Origin of the sequence: Peptoniphilus harei, from assembly GCF_900454685.1 — a bacterium.
GTDB classification, from domain to species: domain Bacteria; phylum Bacillota; class Clostridia; order Tissierellales; family Peptoniphilaceae; genus Peptoniphilus_A; species Peptoniphilus_A harei.
Genome location: NZ_UATM01000032.1, coordinates 292811 through 312119, shown reverse-complemented (window position 1 = coordinate 312119; position 19309 = coordinate 292811). Strand labels below are relative to the sequence as shown.

Sequence of the window (19309 nt, the reverse complement as noted above, 5' to 3'; positions counted from 1 at the left end):
TATAATGGATATAGAAATAAATAGAAAGAAGATGAAAAGTCTTAGGCTGAGAGTTGAAGATGGGATTATAAAGGTTTCGGCTCCAAGGAAGATGACGGATAAGTCTATAGAAAACTTTATCGAAAATAATAAAGAAGCAATTGAAAGACTAAAGAGGGAAGATGAGAGAAGAGGACGTTATAAAAACCACTTGTTTGGCGAAAAGGTAAACTTCACTTCAGAAGAAGAGCTTGAAAAAATTTATAGGCGAGAGCTAAAGAAAGTCTTGGATGAAATATTTCCAAGATACGAAGCCTTGACTGGACTCACAGCTAAGTCCTATGAAATAAGGAAGATGAAGGTGAGATGGGGAACCTGCTATCCTAAGCGTGGCGACATAAAAATAAATCTCTACCTGGCAGCAAGACCCATAGAACACATTGAGGCAGTTGTACTCCACGAGCTTGTCCACTTAAAATTCTTTAACCACGACAAGAATTTTATAAATGAGTGCAAGAAGTACATGCCAAACTATGAAGAAATTGAAAGAGAATTAAAGACCTAGGTGATAAAATGAAAAAAGCTTTGAAAATTTTGGGAATAATAGCAGGGATACTTATCCTAATGAAACTTTTTAACATTTCCATCTTTATTGGAAACCAAAGGGTTGATAAACACTTTATTATTAGTGGGATTAGAAACTTTAACCTAGGAGATCTCTTTGACAGGGTCTCAAGATTTTTGGATGAATTAGCTGGTGGAATAAAAAGAGCCTTTAACAGCTTATAATTTTTAAGAAATTTAAAATAAAATTTTATATTAATAATGAAGCACGGACATCGTGCTTTATTTTTTGCAATTTTTTCAAATATTAATTGTGATATAATGAATAAGTAAAATTTAGAATTAAGGTGATTAAATGAATTTAACTTTTATTATCCTGGGATGTGTAGTGCCAGGACTTATGACAGGGGTTGGTGCAATCCCTATATTTTTTGCAAAGGATGTGAGCCAGAAGGGTCTCGACATCCTCCTTGCAGCAGCAGCGGGAGTTATGCTTGCGGCAACTTGCTTCTCCCTTGTTATACCAAGTCTTGAAATTGCCAATGGAACAATGGGCGTTGTATCAACAGGACTTGGAATTTTTTGTGGGGCTCTAATGCTTGATTTAATCGACAAGTTTGCACCTCACGAACACTTAATTGACAAGAGACAAGAGGGGGCAAATGTAAAGAATCTTTCCAAGATGTGGCTTTTTGTAATTGCAATTGCCATCCACAACTTCCCAGAAGGACTTGCAACTGGTGTAAGCTTTGGTGGAGAAAATGTGGCCAATGGTCTTTCAGTTGCCCTTGGTATTTCCCTACAAAATATGCCAGAGGGACTGGCAGTTGCCCTTGCCCTTGTTCGCGAAGGCTATTCTCGCAAGAAGGCCTTCGCCATTGCAAGTTTGACAGGACTTGTTGAACCTATTGGAGCTTTCCTAGGAGTTGGACTTGTTTCAATTTTCTCTGCAACTCTTGGATTTATCCTTGCCCTTGCAGGAGGAGCAATGCTCTTTGTAATAAGTGATGAAATTATTCCAGAGACTCACTCCAATGGTTACGAGAGAGAGGCAACTTATGGAGTCATTCTTGGCTTCATCCTAATGATGTTTTTAGATACACTAATTTAAAAAAAACAGAGTCTATGAAAGGATTTAAATTCCAACTAAGAATTTTTCTTCATAAACTCTGGTTATTTTTTTATTTAAAATTAATTAAAAGACGACAACTTGATAGCCTTCTGATACATATTTTTCCATTCCAGCGTGACCCTTCATGTCATCTAAAAACCTAAGGCCAAGTCTTTCATTGTCCTCATAGACACCTAGGACTTTGGAGCAAGCCTTGCATACGCCCACAATAACTCCTGATTCCAAGAGTTTTTTATAAAGAGGATTTTTCTCGTCTTCTAAAACTTTTGGAAGTTTGACAGACTTGCCTTCAAGAATTATTTTTACTTCTTTGCCTGAATCTAAGAGGGCTTCTGCATTTAACATTGCATGGTTAAAGCACATCTTCTCGCCTTCCATTACATAAAAAAGTATTTTTTCCATTCATATTCTCCTTATAATTTTTCTAATGAATCGTAAAGAAGTTCTGCATCATTATTGTAATAAATTTCTATTGATCCATCTTGCCACTCACTTGTATCCTCAAAGCCTGTGACTATTCCAGAAAATCTCATGTAACCATAGCCAAAGGACTCATTAATCACTTCAAAATCAAGTTTTAAAAATTCTTCAAGAGAAATTCTCCTATAAGTCCCATCCTTATAAAGCTTTATCTCAAGACCACTATTCAAGTCGTCATCAAGATCATCAAGACTGTCCCCAAAATCAAAATCTGGATCAAAGGCCTTAATTATTCCTCCAATAATTTCTCCCATCTCTTCCTTTGAAAAAGAGGTGTCAGTCTTATGAAGAACAAGTCTTGGATTTTCTATCATATAGTCAACTGGACCTTCAGATGTATTTTCAAAATAAATACCCTTGTCAAAATATAAAAGAATCTTATCAGAAAGATTTTCTATATTCACGAGCCTAAAGTCGTGAAAGGAAAATACTTGATTTAATAAATTTAATTTCATAAAAAATCTCACTTGTGATAAGGGTGGTTGTTAATTATCCTAAAGGCCCTGTAGATTTGTTCCATCAAGATCACTCGCATAAGCTTGTGGGGGAAGGTCATCTTGGAGAAGCTGAGCTTGTAGTCAGCTCTTTTTAAAACTTCATCAGATAGTCCAAGACTTCCACCAATTACAAAAGTTATGTTGGAGTGGCCGTCAATCATGAGGTCGTTAATCTTATCTGCAAAGGCCACTGAATCCAAACTCTTCCCACCAATCTCAAGAGCAATTACATAGGCTCCGTCCTTTATCTTTGATAAAATCTTTTCGCCTTCAACTTTTTTCACCCTTTCCATGTCCTTTTCTGACAAGTTTTCGGGGCAGGGTTCGTCCATAATTTCAAAAATGCTTAAATCTGCGTAAGACTTAAGCATTTTTTTGTACTCATTTATGGCATCCTTAAAATAATTTTCCTTGATCTTGCCAAGTACAATTAAATTAATGTTAATCATTTTAATTTTTTAACTTCTTCAAGAGCCTTGTCAAAGTTAACATCATTAGTTACTTCAGGAACATATTCAACGTAAGCAACTTTGCCGTCTCTATCAACAATAACAACTCCACGAGCAAGTAGTTGTAATTCTTCCATCATGAAGCCAAATTTTTGACCGAATTCTTTGTATCTGTAGTCAGAAACAATGTCTGCATTGTCGATTCCCTTAACAGAACAGAATCTTTCTTGTGCGAAAGGTAAATCAACAGTTACAGTTACAATCTTTACGTCGTCAGATAATTTTGTAGCTTCTTCGTTAAAAGTTGTAGTTTGAAGAGCACAAACTGGTGTGTCAATTGATGGTGCAACTGAATAAACTACGATCTTGCCCTTAAGGTCTTCTGAGTTAAAGTCAGATAAATCTTTATTTACTGCCTTAAAAGAAGGGGCTACATCTCCAACTTTAATTTCTTTACCTTCAAGAGTTACTTTATCTCCGCCAAATGTTATATCCATTTTAATTCCTCCTAAAATTATTTTTGTTTTAATTTACACTATATTTATATCCAATTATATATAATCTTAACAAGTGATTGCAATAAAATGCCATCTTAATTAAAATATAAGTAAGAAAACTTTTGTTAATTAAAGGAATAAAAGAAGGAGGGAAATATGAAAAAGTATTTAAAAGCCTTGTTATTAATTTTTATGGCAGGAATAATTTTTACAGCCTGCACAGGTAAGGACCAAGGTCTTCCAGACAAGAATATTAGCGAAATCAATTGGACTCTAGATAGAATGATAAATACAGAAGATGGAAAGGACCTTAGTAATGACATTGCAATCAAATTTGATGATAAAAATTTTGTCATGACTGATAGAAATAACGCCATAGACTTTACTGGAACTTATAAATTAGAAAAGGCGGGAACTGGTTACCAAGTTATAATGGACTTTGATGACTTTGAAGAAACTGTGCTTGCTGGTTATGGTATGAAAACTGAGAAGAACAAGGAGCCTGTGCCAAACTTAGTTTTTGATTTTATGGGAAGGAATTATTCTTTTATAGGGGAAGAGAAAAAATAAGCAAAGAAAAACTGTTGGAAAAATAAATCCAACAGTTTTTTCATGTCTATTAATTTTTGTATTATACTATAATTAGATAAAAAATTAAGGTGTAATAAAATATCGAACTTATAGTAGGAAGGAGCTATTTTTTGAAAAAATATATAAATTTTATAATATCATTATTTTGTTTTCCAATTTTAAACCTAGCCTGCACGAAAGTTTTTGGATACATCAATGGGAGAATTCAAGCGACCTTTGACATAAAATATATGATAATCTTGGATATTGTAAAAATTTTAATGATTGTATTCTTAGGTTTTATGCTCGCCTATTATTTTAATTTTTCAAGTAAACAAGAAAAAAAGACCCTTGGAATATTTTTATTAATTGAAATTTTTATATTTGCAATTTATATAGTCATAAAAAAATATTATTTGCAAGAAAATTTTTTCTACCTTTATGATTTTAATGCCTTGTATTTTTTCTTGCTTATAGGAGGAAATATTTTTTTGCTTTTAAAAAGAAAGTCATAAGTTACATTTAAAATTTATAAAAATAAAAGGCTCTTCTCACAATGAAAAGAGCCTTAATTTTGTATTAAAATTTTAATTATTTTCATAAAATCTTTTTTACATTAACTTTGAAACATTTCTTGCGTAGGCAATTGGGTCTTCTATTTCTAGACCTGCAACAAGTCTTGCTCCGTCGTATAAGAGCTTTGTGTAAGTCTTGAAGTCTTCTGAAGCTTGGTCCATTTCCGTTAGTTTCTTAAGGGCAGGGTGGTTTGGATTTACTTCTAGGACCTTGTCTGCCTTGAAGCCTTGATTGTTTGGCATGTGGCTAAGTGTTTTTTCCATTTCAATGGAGATTTCACCCTTGCTTGATAGGTAGGCTGCGTCATCCTTTAGATTTGGATTTTCTCTAATTGATGAAACTTCTCCTTCTAAGATTTCCTTCATCTTCTTTACATAGTCTTGTAAAGATTTTTCATCTTCTTCCTTCACATCATCTGTTTCAGAAATTGACTTAAACTTCTTGTCATCATATTCCTCTAGCATCTTAATGACAAACTCGTCAATTGGGTCTGTTAGGGCAAGAACTTCTATGTCCTTGTCGATAAAGTGCTTGATTTGTGGTAGGTCCTTAATAGCTTCGATTGAAGAACCATTTGCATAGTAGATGAAGTCTTGGTCTGGCTTCATGTTTTTCCTGTACTCGTTAAATGTCACATGATCTCTCTTAGTAGTTGTGTAGATAAAAAGGTCCTTTAGCTTGTCTTTGTCTGCACCATAATTTTCATAGGCACCTGACTTTAGACTAACTCCAAAGTTTTCAAAGAATTCAGCGTATTTTTCCCTGTCATTCTTAAGGATTTTTGCAAGTTCATCAAGGATCTTCTTTTCTATATTTTTCTTAATTAATTGCAACTCACGAGTTTTTTGTAGCATTTCACGTGAGATGTTAAGAGAAATGTCCTCTGAGTCAACTACACCCTTTACGAAGCTCAAGTAATCTGGAAGAAGGTCTTCACATTTTTCCATAATTAAAACTCCGTTGGAGTAAAGTTCAAGTCCGCCCTTCTTGTCTGGGTTTAGGAAGTCAAAGGGTTTTCTTGATGGGATGTATAAAATTGACTTAAAGGAAATCATCCCTTCCACAGATATGTGGATGTGGGCAAGTGGGTCTTCAAAACCAAAGTGTCTTTGTCTAAAGAAGTTGTTGTAGTCCTCGTCCTTTAATTCATTTTTATTTTTCCTCCACATTGGGACAGAAGAGTTTAAGACGTCATCTTCTCTATAGGATTCAAATTTTGGATCATCATCAGTTGAATCAGCACTTGGTCTTTTCTTTTCTACTTCCATCTTAATTGGGTAGGAGATGTAGTTGGAGTAGTGGCTCACAAGTTCCCTAATCTTATATTCATCGAGGTATTGGTCATAATTTTCTTCTTCAGTATTTTCTCTTAGCTGAAGAGTGATAACTGTACCGTGGTTTTCTTTTTCTGCATCTTCAATGGAGTAGCCATCTGCTCCCTTGGACTTCCAAAGATGAGCTTTTTCTTCCTTGTAAGATCTTGTTAGGACAGAAATTTCATCTGCAACCATGAAGGCAGAGTAGAAACCTACACCAAACTGGCCAATTATTTCGTGGTCAGCATCTTTTTTGTTTAGATTTTTAAAGTCAAGGGAACCTGACTTGGCTATTGTTCCCAAGTTTTCTACAAGTTCTTCCTCAGTCATACCAAGGCCGCCGTCTTCTATTGTTATGGTTCTCTTTTCCTTGTCAGGAGTAATCCTGATGAAGTAGTCTTCGTGGTTAAACTTAACCTTGTCGTCGTTAAGGGCGATGTAGTACATCTTGTCCATGGCATCAGATGCATTGGAGATAAGTTCCCTTAAAAATATTTCTTTATTTGTGTAAATGGAATGAATCATCAAGTCCATTAATCTTTCTGTTTCAGCATTATATTTTTTATTTTGCATAAAATCACCTTCCTATTATTAGCACTCAATAGATGCTTCTGCCAATAATATATATCTTTTAATTTAAATAGTCAAACTTTTGGAGATTTATTTTAAAATATAACTTGAGAAAAATTTATAAAGTCTTAATAAATTTTAAATAGAGAAAATTATTTTTATAAAACCTAATTTAATAGCTTTGAAAATTTTTAAATCAAAATAAAATTAAAAAGAAAAATTTATCCTTGACAAAATAAAATTCAAGTACTATATTATATCTAATCGATAAACCGATAAAGGAGATTAGTAATTTTTATAGAGCTTTAAAGAGAGCAAGTCACATGGTGAGAGACTTGTAAGCGAAGTATAAATGAATGGACTCCTGAGGGCGGGGAGAAATAAATCTTTGATTTAAAGTAATACCCGACGGGACTTAGCCGTTAAAATAAGACCAATATGTTAGTATTGATGAGAGGGTGCTTTATGCAAATTTGGGTGGTACCGCAGAAGTTTAGACTTTTGTCCCATTAGGGATGGAAGTCTTTTTTTATTTCCATCCTTCTCTCATAGTTTGAGGAAAAGGAGAATGAAAATGAAAAAAATTTTAGGAGTATTGTCATTAGTTTTATTGTTAGTTGGATGTTCAAGTGGAAGTGGAGAAAAAACTTCTGATAGTGAAAGAGTTTATAAAATTGGAATTTTACAATTTGCCCAACACCCATCACTTGATAATTGTAGAGAAGGTTTCTTGCAAGGTCTTGAGGAAGAAGGCTTTGTTGAAGGAAAGAATTTAGAAGTTGACTACCAAAATGCCCAAGCAGACATGGGGATTGCTGCCCAAATAGCAGATGCCTTTGTGGGCAACAAGGTGGACATGGTGACAGCCATTGCCACACCAGCTGCCATGAGTGCCTATAATGCAACAATGAAGACAGACATACCAGTTGTCTACACAGCAATCACTGACCCAGTGGTGGCACAAGTTGCTGATGAAAACAAAAATCCTCTTGGCAATATAACAGGCACTAGCGATATCTTGCCAGTGGAAGCTCAATTAAAATTAATAAGAGAGCTTATGCCAGAGGCAAAGAATCTTGGTATCCTACACACATCTAGTGAAGCAAACTCAGATTCAATGCTAGAGATTTATAAAGACCTTGCAGTCAAGTACGACTTTAAAGTTATTGATGAAGCCATAAATACTACTGCAGACATACCTCTAGCAACAGACAACTTACTTTCAAAAGTTGACGTAATGACAAATCTTTTGGACAACACAGTTGTGAATTCTCTTCCAACAATTTTAGACAAGGCAAATGCAAAGAAAATTCCTGTTTTTGGTTCTGAAATTGAACAAGTGAAGATGGGCTGTCTTGGATCAGAAGGGATTGAATACATTTCTCTTGGAAAGCAAACTGGCAAGATGGCTGCAAAAATTTTAAGAGGAGAAGCCAAGGCAAGTGAGCTGGCTTATGAAATTATTGAAGAGCCAAATTTATATCTTAACTCAAAGGTTGCCGACGAACTTGGGATAGATATTCCAAAGGACTTACTTGATAGGGCTTCAGAAAATTTTACTGAGATAGGATCTCCTGAAGAAAAGTAGGTGGGTCATGGATATCTTATTAGGAATAATAAGCCAGGGGCTGACTTATAGTTTCTTAGCACTGGGTCTTTACATTGCCTATAGCATCTTGGACTTCCCAGACCTAACAGTTGACGGGTCTTTTCCTCTAGGTGCAGCAGTAACAGTCTTTGCCATCCTAAGGGGAATAAGTCCTGGCCTCGCTCTAGTCATTAGTTTTTTGGCTGGTGCTTTGGCAGGATCTTTGACAGGTCTTATCCACATCAAGCTAAAGGTAGAGGACTTACTTGCAGGACTTATAATGCAGACGGCCCTTTGGACAATTAATTTAAAAATTGCAGGCAAGGCCAATGTGCCTATCTTTAATAGTGAGACAATTTTTTCTACAGGTCTTGCAAGACTTGTGCCAGAAAATTTAAAATCTTATGACCTGCTCTTTGTAATGGTCCCTCTTGTCTTTATTATTAAAATACTTTTAGATTATTTTTTAGGAACCAAGGCTGGATTTATTTTAAAGGCCTGTGGCGACAACGAAAGTCTTGTGAGGACCATGGCAGTTGATCCTGGTAGGGTAAAAATTTGTGGTCTTGCCCTTTCCAACGGACTTGTTGCCCTAAGTGGGTCTATAGTTTGCCAAAATCAGAGATTTTTTGAAGTTTCCATGGGAACTGGGTCTATGGTAATGGGTCTTGCTTCTGTTGTGCTTGGGATGAAGCTTTTGCAGTCCTTCGACTTTATCAAGGACACCACAAAAGTTTTAATAGGTTCAATTCTTTATAAGGCTTCAATTGCCCTTGCCATTGCCCTTGGTTTTTCAGCCAACTCAATGAAACTTATAACTGCAGTGATTTTCCTTGTGATATTAATTGCAGGAAGGGGAAAGAGAAAGAAGGTCCAAAATGCTTGAACTAAGATCAATTGATAAAACTTTTAATATTGGAACAGCAAATGAGAATAAACTTTTTGAGAGTTTTGACCTTACTCTTCCCAAGGGACAATTTGTCAGCATTATTGGGTCTAATGGGTCAGGCAAGTCTACTCTTTTAAATATTATTTGTGGGTCCCTAAGAGAAGACTCAGGAGAAATTTTAATCGACGGAGAGAATCTTAAAAAAATTCCAGAGCACAAGAGATACGTCAAGATGGGGAGGGTCTTTCAAGATCCAAAGATGGGGACTTCACCAAAGATGACGATTTTAGAAAATATGTCCATGGCAGAAAATAAAAACAAGTCTTGGAACTTGCTGCCAGGAGTAAATAAAAAGAAAAGAGAAATTTATAGGGAGACCCTAAGGGGACTTGGCCTTGGACTCGAAGACAAGTTAGACGACAAGGTTGGGCTCTTATCAGGTGGCCAAAGGCAGGCTCTTGCCCTAATAATGGCTACACTTGTCCCCATAGATTTTTTAATCCTTGACGAACACACAGCGGCTCTTGATCCAAAGACAGCTGACACAGTTATGGACATCACCAATAAAATTGTGAGAGAAAAAAATTTGACAGCCCTTATGGTTACCCACAACTTAAATTATTCTCTTGACTATGGTGACAGGCTCATAATGATGCACAAGGGAGAAAAGATTATGGACTTTGCTGGAGAAGAAAAGAAAAATCTTAAGCTGGATTCGATTTTAGATAAGTTTTATGAAATATCTATTGAGTCTGGTAACTCTTTATAGATAATAGAAGAAAATAAGAAAAGAAAATTTTATGATTTTTGCAAAAGAAAAAGCCATGGAGAAATCCATGGCAATTTTTATACTTAAATTATTTTTATCTAGGAATATATTTTTTATTTGCTTTACCCAAGACGTGGTTGGCCATAGTTGACACAACTGTGTACACAAGGATTGATGCCAAGTTGGCAGTTACAGAGTCGTGGTCGAATCTTGGAGAAACTTCACATATGTCAAAGCTTGTTGGCTTGCCAGTTGAGAAGACGTGTTTTAAAAGTAGGATTACTTTTTCTGGATCAATGCCCAAGGCTTGTGGAGCAGAGACACCTGGTGCATAGGAAGATGTGAAGCAATCCATACAAATTGTAACGTATAGGTGGTCTTGTTCTCCAATGTACTCATCAAGTTCGTGAACAATTTCAAAGAAGTCTCCATTGATAAAGTTCTTACCAAGTACATACTTAACCCCAAGGTCTTCAGCAGTCCTAAAAAGTGAAAGTGTATTGGAGTGCTTTTGAATTCCCATTACATAGTAGGCATATTGAGTTCCCTTTTCACGAGTGTAGTCTGCAATTTGTCTAAACATTGTTCCACTTGTTCCATTTCCTTTTTCATAAGGCCTAAGGTCAAAGTGGGCATCGAAGTTTAAAATGCCAAGCTTGTTGTCTTCCTTGTCATCAAGGAAGGTGCTAATTCCCTTGTAGTGACCAAAGGCAGTTTCGTGACCTCCACCAAGGACAAGGGGAAATAGATTTAATTCAAGAACTCTTTTCACAGCCATAGCTAGTTGGTCTTGGCTGGTTTCAAGAGTTGTGTACTTACTTGTCACATTGCCGCAGTCAAAAATTTTAACTTCTTCAGAAAATTGACATGGTAGCTTTGCGAGTTCCTTTCTTATGGCAGCAGGACCAGCAGCAGCTCCAAACCTTCCTTTGTTAAGTTCAATACCTTGGTCAGATTCAAAGCCTATGATACCAAAGCCAAGTTTGCCATCAAAGGGACTTAAGCTTTCGTCGTTTAGGTCAAGGGGTTTAACCCATTGATGCCACCTAAAAGACTCGTAATCATTTTCGTCATCAATTCTTCCAGACCATATTGTCATATCTTGTGGACTATAATAATTTATCATTTTACACCTCAGTTTACTTTGTTCTTAGGACTCTTGCCTTCCTTGAAGGCAATTAAATTGTCCTTTGCATTTTCTCCCATCTCAAGTCTTGCTTCAAAAGTTGCATTACCAAGGTGAGGAGCAAGAATTACATTGTCTAGGACCATGAGTTTTTCATTTACCTTTGGTTCAAATTCATAAACATCAAGGGCTGCTCCTGCAATTACATTTTCTATTAGTGCATTGGTAAGGGCTTCTTCGTCAACAACTGGACCCCTAGACGCATTAATTAATATAGCAGATTTTTTCATCATTTCAAGTTCTTTTTTGGAAATCATGTGATGGAGTTCAGGCACAAAGGCTATGTGAAGACTTAAAAAGTCAGAAGACTTTATTACCTCATCTTTATCCATGTATTCTAGGCCAAATTCTTTTTCAAAATCTTCTTTTCTTGTGCGTGAATAATAGACAACCTTCATTTCAAAGGCTCTTGCTCTTTTGGCAAGATTTTTTCCAATGTTTCCTAGGCCAATGATGCCAAGAGTCTTTCCCTTAAGTTGGCTTCCAAGATAAAAAGTTGGTCTCCAGCCGTAAAACTCTCCAGCTCTTGTAACCTTGTCGCCAGATACAATTCTTCTTGCAGCAGCAAGCATAAGGCCAAAAGCAAGCTCAGCTGTGGACACAGCAGATGCAGGAGCAGGTGCGTTAGTAACAACAATTCCCTTTTCTCTTGCGTAATCAATATCTATATTGTCGAAGCCAGCTCCATAGTTGGCAATAATTTTTAAATTGTCGCCAGCATCAATTACTTCCTTATCGATTTTATCTGATAGGGGACATAAAAGAGCATCTTGTCCCTTTATCATTTCTATAATTTCTTCTTTTTTTAGTGGAACGTTGGAGTCGTGATAGCTTATTTCAAAATGTTTGTCTAGCTCATCGTAAATTTTTTCTGGAATATTACTCGTAATCAATAATTTCAAAAAATCACCTCGTTGCTTTTATTTTATCATTAAATGATTATTGTATAAAGTGCGCTGGAAATAATTAAAAAATAAATTGAAAAAAATTCAATATTATATTTATGGAATAAAGTTTATATAGTAATAATATTTAGTAATTTCCTTAATTGAGAAAATAAAATTTAGAAATGGACGAGGATTGTGATATTATTAAATTTAGCAGGTGATATTTTGAAGAAGAATAAAACGTTAATATTTTTAAATTTTATATTTTTAAATTTTACTCTTATATCATATTTTAAAAGAGGTCGTAGTATATTTTTGCTATTTACTTTTGGATTTTTTGTTCAGATTTGTTATTGCTTATACGATATTCATAAAAATAAATAGGATTGGTTTAATCTTATTTTTCTATACTATTACGAAAACATTATTACTGTTAAGAGAAAAAAATGATATTTAAGAAGTTGGGAATTTTCCTAACTTCTTTTTTATACTTCAAAAAACTTATATCTTCCTATATAATAGTTAGGATTACAATAAAAGAGTAAGAGGTGATTAAGTGCAAAATAATGAAAATAAATTGGGGACTATGTCAATCCCAAAACTTTTATTTCAAGTATCTTTTCCAATTGTGATCTCTATGTTTATCCAGTCCATGTACAACTTGGTAGACTCCTACTACATTGGAAAGATAAATGAAGAGGCCTTCACAGCCATTGCCATTGCCTTTCCTATTCAAAATATAATGATAGGAATTGGAGTAGGTACAGGAGTTGGTATGAACTCACTCATCTCAAGATACTTGGGAGAGAAAAACTTTGATCGGGCCAACAAGACAGCGGAAAATGGACTTACACTTGCCATACTATATGGAATACTTCTATTTATTTTGTCAAGGTTTTTGCCAATGCCCTTTGTGTCAGCTCAAACAACGAATGAAAATATAATTAACTATGGAGTGGACTATCTTCAAATTGTAATGGGCCTATCTGTAGGTGTATTTACACAAATATTTTTGGAAAGAACCCTTCAATCAACGGGTAGGACAATATTTACCATGTTGACCCAACTTATTGGGGCAGTACTAAATATTATCCTAGACCCAATATTTATCTTTGGTTATTTTGGACTTCCAGCCATGGGGGTAAAGGGTGCAGCAGTTGCAACTGTAACAGGACAAATTATTGGAGCAATATGTGGAGCCTTCTTCCAGCACAAGTTTAATCCAGATATAACTATTAAGAAGTTTTCTTTTAATCCAAAAATTATTAAGGGGATTTATATTGTTGGGATTCCATCAATGATTACAATAACAATCCAGTCCTTTACAATATATGTATTAAACAAAATGCTATCAGAGATTTCCACATCTGCCATAGCAGCCCTAGGCGCCTATTTCAAGGTTCAGTCCTTTGTCTTTATGCCAATCTTTGGAATAAACAACGGACTAGTTCCAATCATCGCCTACAACTATGGGGCAAAATATAAAGAGAGGATTATAAAATCGATAAAGCTTGCCTTTGCAACAGTAATAGTAATGACCCTAATAGTATCGGGACTTATTATGACCTTCCCAAGAGAAATCTTAGGAATATTCTCAGCATCGGACAAGATGTTGGAAATTGGAATACCAATGCTTAGGATTTGTGCCCTATCCTATGTATTTGCTGGCATATCAATAGTAGGGACATCAGTCTTCCAAGCCTTTGGCAACGGAATCTTGGCACTACTTGACTCAATCCTAAGACAAATCATAGTCCTATTACCAGTTGCCTATATAGCAGTGACCTTCTTTACAGTTAACGAAATTTGGTGGGGTTACGTAATTGCAGAGATTGCGTCAGTATTTTTCATAGCCTACTTTATGAACACCTTTGTAAGAAGAAAAATGGAAGCAATTTAAGGCTTAAATTGGCTTAAATGTTGAAAAAAATTTGAATTTGAGGTATTATGAACTTAATTTAAATATCCAGGAGGAATAGCATGGGAAAAGCAAAATTTGAAAGAAATAAACCACACGTAAACATTGGAACAATTGGTCACGTTGACCACGGTAAGACAACACTTACAGCTGCAATCACACTTGTAATGAACAAGAGATATGGCGGCGGAGAATTCGTTGACTACGCACACATTGACAAGGCTCCAGAAGAAAGAGAAAGAGGAATTACAATTTCAACTTCTCACGTAGAATACGAAACAGCAAACAGACACTACGCTCACGTAGACTGCCCAGGACACGCTGACTATGTTAAGAACATGATCACAGGAGCAGCACAAATGGACGGAGCAATCCTAGTAGTATCAGCTGCAGACGGTCCAATGCCACAAACAAGAGAACACATCCTACTTGCAAGACAAGTTGGTGTACCAAAGATTGTAGTATTCCTAAACAAAGAAGACCAAGTAGACGATCCAGAACTAATTGAATTAGTAGAAATGGAAGTAAGAGACCTACTATCAGAATACGACTTTGACGGAGACAACACACCAATCGTAGTAGGATCAGCTCTAAAAGCACTAGACGATCCAGACGGAGAATGGGGAGACAAAATTGACAACCTAATGAAAGAAGTTGACGAATACATCCCAACTCCAGTAAGAGATACAGAACACCCATTCCTAATGCCTATCGAAGACATCTTCTCAATCACAGGTAGAGGTACAGTAGCAACAGGAAGAGTAGAACAAGGTGTAGTAAAAGTAGGAGACACAGTAGAACTAGTTGGATTAACAGACGAAAGTAGACAAGTAGTAGTAACAGGTGTTGAAATGTTTAGAAAACAACTAGACCAAGCAGAAGCAGGAGACAACATTGGAGCCCTACTAAGAGGTGTACAAAGAGAAGAAATCCAAAGAGGACAAGTACTAGCAGCACCAGGAACAATTCACCCACACACAAAATTTGAAGCAGAAGTGTACGTACTAACAAAAGAAGAAGGTGGAAGACACACACCATTCTTTAACGGATACAGACCACAATTCTACTTCAGAACAACAGACGTAACAGGAGATATCCAATTAGCAGAAGGCGTAGAAATGGTAATGCCTGGAGATAACTCAACATTTACAGTAACACTAATCACACCAATCGCTATGGACGAAGGACTAAGATTCGCTATTCGTGAAGGTGGAAGAACTGTAGCATCAGGAGTAGTATCAAAGATTCTTGACTAATCCTTTGGGATTAACAGACAAATCTTAATAAATAAAATTAGAGGGAGTTTATGCTCTCTCTTTTTTCTTGCAAGTCTTTATTTAATACTTAAGTAGAATAAGAAAGCTTATAAGTAAAAAAATGAGAATAAAAAAAGGAATGTAGCCTTTAGATTAAAGGAGACATTCCTTTTTTTATTTATATTCTACTTATAACTTGCTACTAGTTGGATTTCTACTGGGGCGTTGCCAGGCAATGTCATCACCCCTATTGCGGCTCTTGGGGAGATTCCTTTTTCTCCAAGGACTTCAAAGAGATAGTTTGATCCAAGGTCTGCTATCTTTGAGTGGGCCGTAAAATCTTCTTCGGCGTTTACATAGACTGTCATGGAAATTATTTCTTTTAAGACTTCGCCATCTTCTAAGGTATTTTTTATTGCTGCCAAGGCATTTTTTGTTGCTTGGACTACTGCTTCCTTATAAAAAGAGATTTCCTTATCGCTTGAGACCTTTCCTTCTAATATTAGTTTGCCGTCAAGTCTTGGGGTCATACCTGCTGAGTAAATAAATCCCTGTGACTTTTTGGCTGGCAAGTATCTTCCTTGTGGCATTGGATTTTTTTCCATCTATATCACCTCTTCAACCATTATAGCAAGTCTTGCATCTATCTTCATGGAATTTTCTTTTAAATCCCTATATGTTAGAATGTTATGATGGAGGAATTATGAATATATACAAAGGATTAAATAAATACAAATTAAGAATTTTTGTGGTCATCCTCCTTACCTTTGGCAATGCTCTTGGGGAACTTTTCCTCCCTAAGCTAATGAGTCTTGTCATTGATAAGGGTGTGGCCTATGGAGACACCGACTATGTCTTAAAGATTGGCGGCATCATGATTATCGTGGTAATCTTCACTGTAATGTGTAGGGCATCTGCTGCCTACCATTCTTCTAAGACAACCATGGCCTTCTCACGAGACATTAGGTACAAACTATTTAAAAAGATAAATTATCTTAGCTTTGATGACGTGGAACATTTTTCCATTTCATCACTTATCACAAGGACAACTGATGACGTCAACCAAGTTGAGCAAATGGTCTTAATGGGACTTAGGCCTCTTATTAGGGGTCCACTTATGTTTATTGGTGGTCTCATCATGGCTCTTTCAACTAATGTTAAGTTGTCGGCAGTCTTTCCAATTACGATTCCTTTTATTGGGATTGGGATTTATTTTGTCTTCAAGAAGGGCCTTCCATATTTTCCAATTCTACAAAGAAGGCTGGATAAGTTAAATGAACTCTTCAGAAGAAGACTAACTGGACTTAGGGTTATAAGGGCCTTCTCAAAGGATGAATACGAAGAAGAAATTTTTGATGAAGCTAACATTTCTTATCAAGAAATGGCAACTAAGGTAAATAAACTTCTTGTAAATGTGAGACCAATGCTTGGAACAATTTTAAATTTTGGAATTATCTTTGTCCTCTATTTTGGTGCAAGGCTCATCGACATAAGAGAGATGGGGATTGGTGACCTAATGGCCTTTATCCAATACATCACCCAAGTCTTATCTGCCATGATAATGATGAGTTTTCTCTTGTCACTTCTTCCAAGGACCTTCGCTTCCATGGAGAGGATCAACGAAGTCTTGGAATATGAGTCTACAAAGACTGGTGGAGATAAAAAATTATCTGGTGACATTTATGAAATTGAAGCAAAAAATCTTTCCTTTGCCTATCCAGATGCCTCTCAAAAGGTTTTAAATGACATAAGTTTTGATGTCAAAAGTGGAGAGACCCTTGGTATTATTGGGGGAACTGGTTCAGGTAAGTCAAGTCTACTTAGGCTCCTATTACAATTTTATGAACCAGGAGACGGAGAACTTTTCTTAAATGGAATTGACATAAAAACTCTAAATAATTACCAAGTTAGGGACAAGATTTCCTATGTTCCACAAGAAAACTTCTTTTTCTCAAAAACTGTTGCAGAAAACTTATCCTATGCCAAGGAAGATGCTGAGGATGACAAAATGCTTGAGTCCTTAGAAAATGCCAGGGCCAAAGAATTTTTAGGTGACAAGCCTTTAGAAAAGAAAATTTCTAGGGGTGGAAGGAATCTTTCTGGTGGCCAAAGACAAAGACTTGCTATGGCAAGGGCTCTTACTCGTGATGCATCAGTCTACCTCTTCGACGACTCCTTCTCGGCTCTTGATTACAAGACAGATTACGAACTTAGACAGCTTTTGAAGAAGAGTCTCGAAGATAAAATTGTAATTGTTGTTGCCCAAAGGGTGGCGACAATACTAAATGCAGATAAGATTTTGGTTTTAGAAGATGGAAGTGTGGCAGGCTACGGCAACCACCAAGACCTAATGAAGACCAACGAAGTTTACAGGGAAATCGCAATTAGTCAGGGGCAAGCTTATGAAGAAGAATAATAACACAGTTTTAAGGATAATTTCATATTTAAAAGCCTATAAGTTCTTTCTATTTCTGGCAATTTTTCTCACAATTGGTTCATCAATTTTTGAAATTATTTCTCCAAAACTCATGGGGAATATTACTACAAGGATTTTTGAAAACCTGAAGATGAACACAAGGATTGACTTCGACTATGTAATAAAAATTTGCATAACTCTTGGTGTAGTTTATCTACTACAAGGAGCCTTTGAGTTCTTCCGGGGTAGGATCTTAGTTGATGTGACCCAAGACTTAATTGCAAAGTTTAGGAGAGAAATTTCTGAAAAGGTAAAATATATTCCAACATCTTATTACGATAAAAATAAGACTGGAGACCTCTTGTCGATGATGACAAACGACGTTGAGACCCTGGGCAAGAACTTGCAACAGACAATCTCTTCAATACTTTCTTCTATTGTATTGATAGTTGGGATCTTGACAGTCATGATAAAAATTTCGCCAATCTTGACTTTGGTCTTTTTATTCACATTGCCCATGACTTATTTTTCTACGAAATTTATTTCTAAGAAGTCTCAAGGATATTTTAGGAGAAAGTCACAGGGGCTTGGATCTATGGTTGGATTTGTCGAAGAAAACTTCTCTGGTTCAGAACTCATCAAGGCCTTTAACTACGAAGGAAGGGCCGAGAGAGAATTCTTGGACATAAACGAAAACCTCTATGAGGTCAGCTATCGTGCTTCCTTTATGACGGGGATTATGCTTCCAATTATGACCTTTATTTCCAACCTTGGTTATGTAATGCTTTCTATTGTTGGGGGACTTCTTGTCCTATCTGGCAAGTTGTTTGTTGGGGACATCCAGGCAGTTATCCAATATGTAAGAAGGCTGGCAAATCCAATAGAACAGTTGGCAGAAATGGCTTCTATATTTCAAGCATCTATTGCTGCAGCTGAAAGAATTTTTGAATTCCTTGACCAAGAGCCAGAAGAGGAAATTGTTACAGATGAAATCAAAAGACCAGTTGAAGACATCGAGTTTGATAAAGTTTATTTTTCCTACGACAAAAAAACTCCTGTCATCAACAACCTAAACCTTCATGTTGAGAAGAACAAGACTGTTGCCATTGTTGGTTCTACTGGAGCCGGCAAGACAACTATTGTAAATCTTTTAATGAGGTTTTATGATATTGATAGGGGTAGTATTAATATAAACGGAGTAAACATCAAAGACGTGTCGAGGAAAAACTTGAGGTCCCTCTTTGGTATGGTACTTCAAGATTCTTGGCTCTTTAGGGGGACAATTTACGACAACATTCTCTATGGAGGACAAGATGCCACAAGGGAAGAAGTTATTGACGCAGCCAAAAAGGCCTATTGTCACTCCTTTATCGAGAAGCTTCCAAAGGGCTATGACACAGTCTTAAATGAAGAAGCTTCCAAAGGGCTATGACACAGTCTTAAATGAAGAAGCTTCAAATATATCGCAAGGACAAAGACAGCTTCTTACAATTGCAAGGGCCCTTTTGTCAGATCCAGAAATTTTAATCTTAGACGAGGCAACTTCATCTGTTGATACCAGGACAGAGGCCCTTATACAAAAGGCCATGAAGAACCTCTTAAAGGAGAGGACAAACTTTGTCATCGCCCACAGACTTTCCACTATTGTTAACTCCGATGTGATTTTGGTCCTAGATAAGGGTGACATAGTGGAAAAGGGAAATCACAAGGAACTTCTTGCAAGAGATGGGATTTATGCAGAACTTTACAATTCACAGTTTAAAAACTAGG

18 protein-coding genes, 1 pseudogene and 1 other annotated feature are annotated in these 19309 nt (G+C 36.2%); of the genes and pseudogenes, 11 read left to right on the top strand and 8 right to left on the bottom strand.

From position 1 onward, the window contains the following. Window positions 1-4: 4 nt before the first annotated feature. From DRZ96_RS02895 to DRZ96_RS02885, 3 genes are all read left to right on the top strand, one after another. The gene (locus DRZ96_RS02895) at window positions 5-544 is read left to right on the top strand and encodes a M48 family metallopeptidase (RefSeq protein ID WP_112889512.1); all 540 of its coding nucleotides are present in this window, start codon (window positions 5-7) and stop codon (window positions 542-544) included. A gap of 8 nt (window positions 545-552) precedes the next feature. Next, window positions 553-768 carry a hypothetical protein gene (locus DRZ96_RS02890; RefSeq protein ID WP_112889511.1) on the top strand — a complete coding sequence of 72 codons (216 nt, stop codon included), beginning with the start codon at window positions 553-555 and terminating at the stop codon, window positions 766-768. 130 nt (window positions 769-898) lie between these two features. Continuing rightward, window positions 899-1654 (top strand): ZIP family metal transporter, encoded by a 756-nt coding sequence (locus DRZ96_RS02885; RefSeq protein ID WP_070699916.1) that lies wholly within the window; start codon window positions 899-901, stop codon window positions 1652-1654. Between the two features lie 84 nt (window positions 1655-1738). Here DRZ96_RS02885 and DRZ96_RS02880 read toward each other — a convergent pair whose 3' ends face one another. Genes DRZ96_RS02880 through tpx form a run of 4 tightly spaced genes read right to left on the bottom strand, consistent with a single transcriptional unit; the run spans window position 1739 to window position 3598 of the window. Continuing rightward, the gene (locus DRZ96_RS02880; RefSeq protein ID WP_112889510.1) at window positions 1739-2077 is read right to left on the bottom strand and encodes a DsrE family protein; all 339 of its coding nucleotides are present in this window, start codon (window positions 2075-2077) and stop codon (window positions 1739-1741) included. Between the two features lie 11 nt (window positions 2078-2088). Further along, window positions 2089-2610, bottom strand: a complete 522-nt coding sequence (locus DRZ96_RS02875) for a hypothetical protein (protein ID WP_112889509.1) — start codon at window positions 2608-2610, stop codon at window positions 2089-2091. A gap of 8 nt (window positions 2611-2618) precedes the next feature. Then, window positions 2619-3098, bottom strand: a complete 480-nt coding sequence (gene rlmH / locus DRZ96_RS02870; protein ID WP_172605483.1) for a 23S rRNA (pseudouridine(1915)-N(3))-methyltransferase RlmH — start codon at window positions 3096-3098, stop codon at window positions 2619-2621. Beyond that, entirely contained in the window at window positions 3098-3598 is a 501-nt protein-coding gene (gene tpx, locus DRZ96_RS02865) for a thiol peroxidase (RefSeq protein ID WP_112889507.1), read from the bottom strand. Before tpx ends, rlmH begins: the two co-directional genes overlap by 1 nt. A 156-nt stretch (window positions 3599-3754) precedes the next feature. On the opposite strand from tpx, the gene DRZ96_RS02860 reads away from it, so the two are divergent. Next, a complete protein-coding gene (locus DRZ96_RS02860; protein ID WP_112889506.1) occupies window positions 3755-4168 on the top strand; it encodes a hypothetical protein in 414 nt (137 codons plus the stop codon). Window positions 4169-4779: 611 nt separating this feature from the next. On the opposite strand, the gene htpG is transcribed toward DRZ96_RS02860, so the two are convergent. Then, entirely contained in the window at window positions 4780-6633 is a 1854-nt protein-coding gene (gene htpG / locus DRZ96_RS02850; protein ID WP_112889504.1) for a molecular chaperone HtpG, read from the bottom strand. Between the two features lie 263 nt (window positions 6634-6896). Continuing rightward, window positions 6897-7142, top strand: a binding site (T-box leader). A 62-nt stretch (window positions 7143-7204) separates the two neighbouring features. Between htpG and DRZ96_RS02845 the strand changes: the two genes are divergently transcribed. From DRZ96_RS02845 to DRZ96_RS02835, 3 genes are read left to right on the top strand one after another with little or no spacing between them, the layout of a single operon-like run. After that, on the top strand, window positions 7205-8218 hold the full coding sequence (locus DRZ96_RS02845; protein ID WP_112889503.1) for an ABC transporter substrate-binding protein: 1014 nt from the start codon (window positions 7205-7207) through the stop codon (window positions 8216-8218). A 7-nt stretch (window positions 8219-8225) separates the two neighbouring features. Next, window positions 8226-9104: an ABC transporter permease gene (locus tag DRZ96_RS02840; protein ID WP_112889502.1), complete on the top strand. Its 879-nt coding sequence runs from the start codon at window positions 8226-8228 to the stop codon at window positions 9102-9104. Further along, complete coding sequence (locus DRZ96_RS02835) at window positions 9097-9876, top strand: ABC transporter ATP-binding protein (protein WP_112889501.1); 780 nt, start codon at window positions 9097-9099, stop codon at window positions 9874-9876. Before DRZ96_RS02840 ends, DRZ96_RS02835 begins: the two co-directional genes overlap by 8 nt. Before the next feature lie 94 nt (window positions 9877-9970). Here DRZ96_RS02835 and hutG read toward each other — a convergent pair whose 3' ends face one another. Beyond that, entirely contained in the window at window positions 9971-11002 is a 1032-nt protein-coding gene (hutG, locus tag DRZ96_RS02830; RefSeq protein WP_112889500.1) for a formimidoylglutamase, read from the bottom strand. Between the two features lie 8 nt (window positions 11003-11010). Continuing rightward, window positions 11011-11964: a 2-hydroxyacid dehydrogenase family protein gene (locus DRZ96_RS02825; protein WP_112889276.1), complete on the bottom strand. Its 954-nt coding sequence runs from the start codon at window positions 11962-11964 to the stop codon at window positions 11011-11013. Between the two features lie 541 nt (window positions 11965-12505). Here DRZ96_RS02825 and DRZ96_RS02820 point away from each other — a divergent pair. After that, window positions 12506-13849, top strand: a complete 1344-nt coding sequence (locus DRZ96_RS02820; protein WP_172605451.1) for an MATE family efflux transporter — start codon at window positions 12506-12508, stop codon at window positions 13847-13849. Between the two features lie 80 nt (window positions 13850-13929). Then, window positions 13930-15123 (top strand): elongation factor Tu, encoded by a 1194-nt coding sequence (tuf, locus tag DRZ96_RS02815; protein WP_112889499.1) that lies wholly within the window; start codon window positions 13930-13932, stop codon window positions 15121-15123. A gap of 185 nt (window positions 15124-15308) precedes the next feature. Here tuf and DRZ96_RS02810 read toward each other — a convergent pair whose 3' ends face one another. Then, a complete protein-coding gene (locus DRZ96_RS02810; protein WP_112889498.1) occupies window positions 15309-15728 on the bottom strand; it encodes a RidA family protein in 420 nt (139 codons plus the stop codon). A gap of 98 nt (window positions 15729-15826) precedes the next feature. On the opposite strand from DRZ96_RS02810, the gene DRZ96_RS02805 reads away from it, so the two are divergent. Together DRZ96_RS02805 and DRZ96_RS02800 are read left to right on the top strand one after the other, a co-directional pair. Continuing rightward, entirely contained in the window at window positions 15827-17539 is a 1713-nt protein-coding gene (locus DRZ96_RS02805; protein WP_112889497.1) for an ABC transporter ATP-binding protein, read from the top strand. Continuing rightward, a pseudogene (locus DRZ96_RS02800) lies at window positions 17526-19308 on the top strand (ABC transporter ATP-binding protein). The gene DRZ96_RS02805 and the pseudogene DRZ96_RS02800 overlap by 14 nt, the downstream one beginning before the upstream one ends. The last annotated feature ends 1 nt before the right edge of the window (window position 19309 follow it).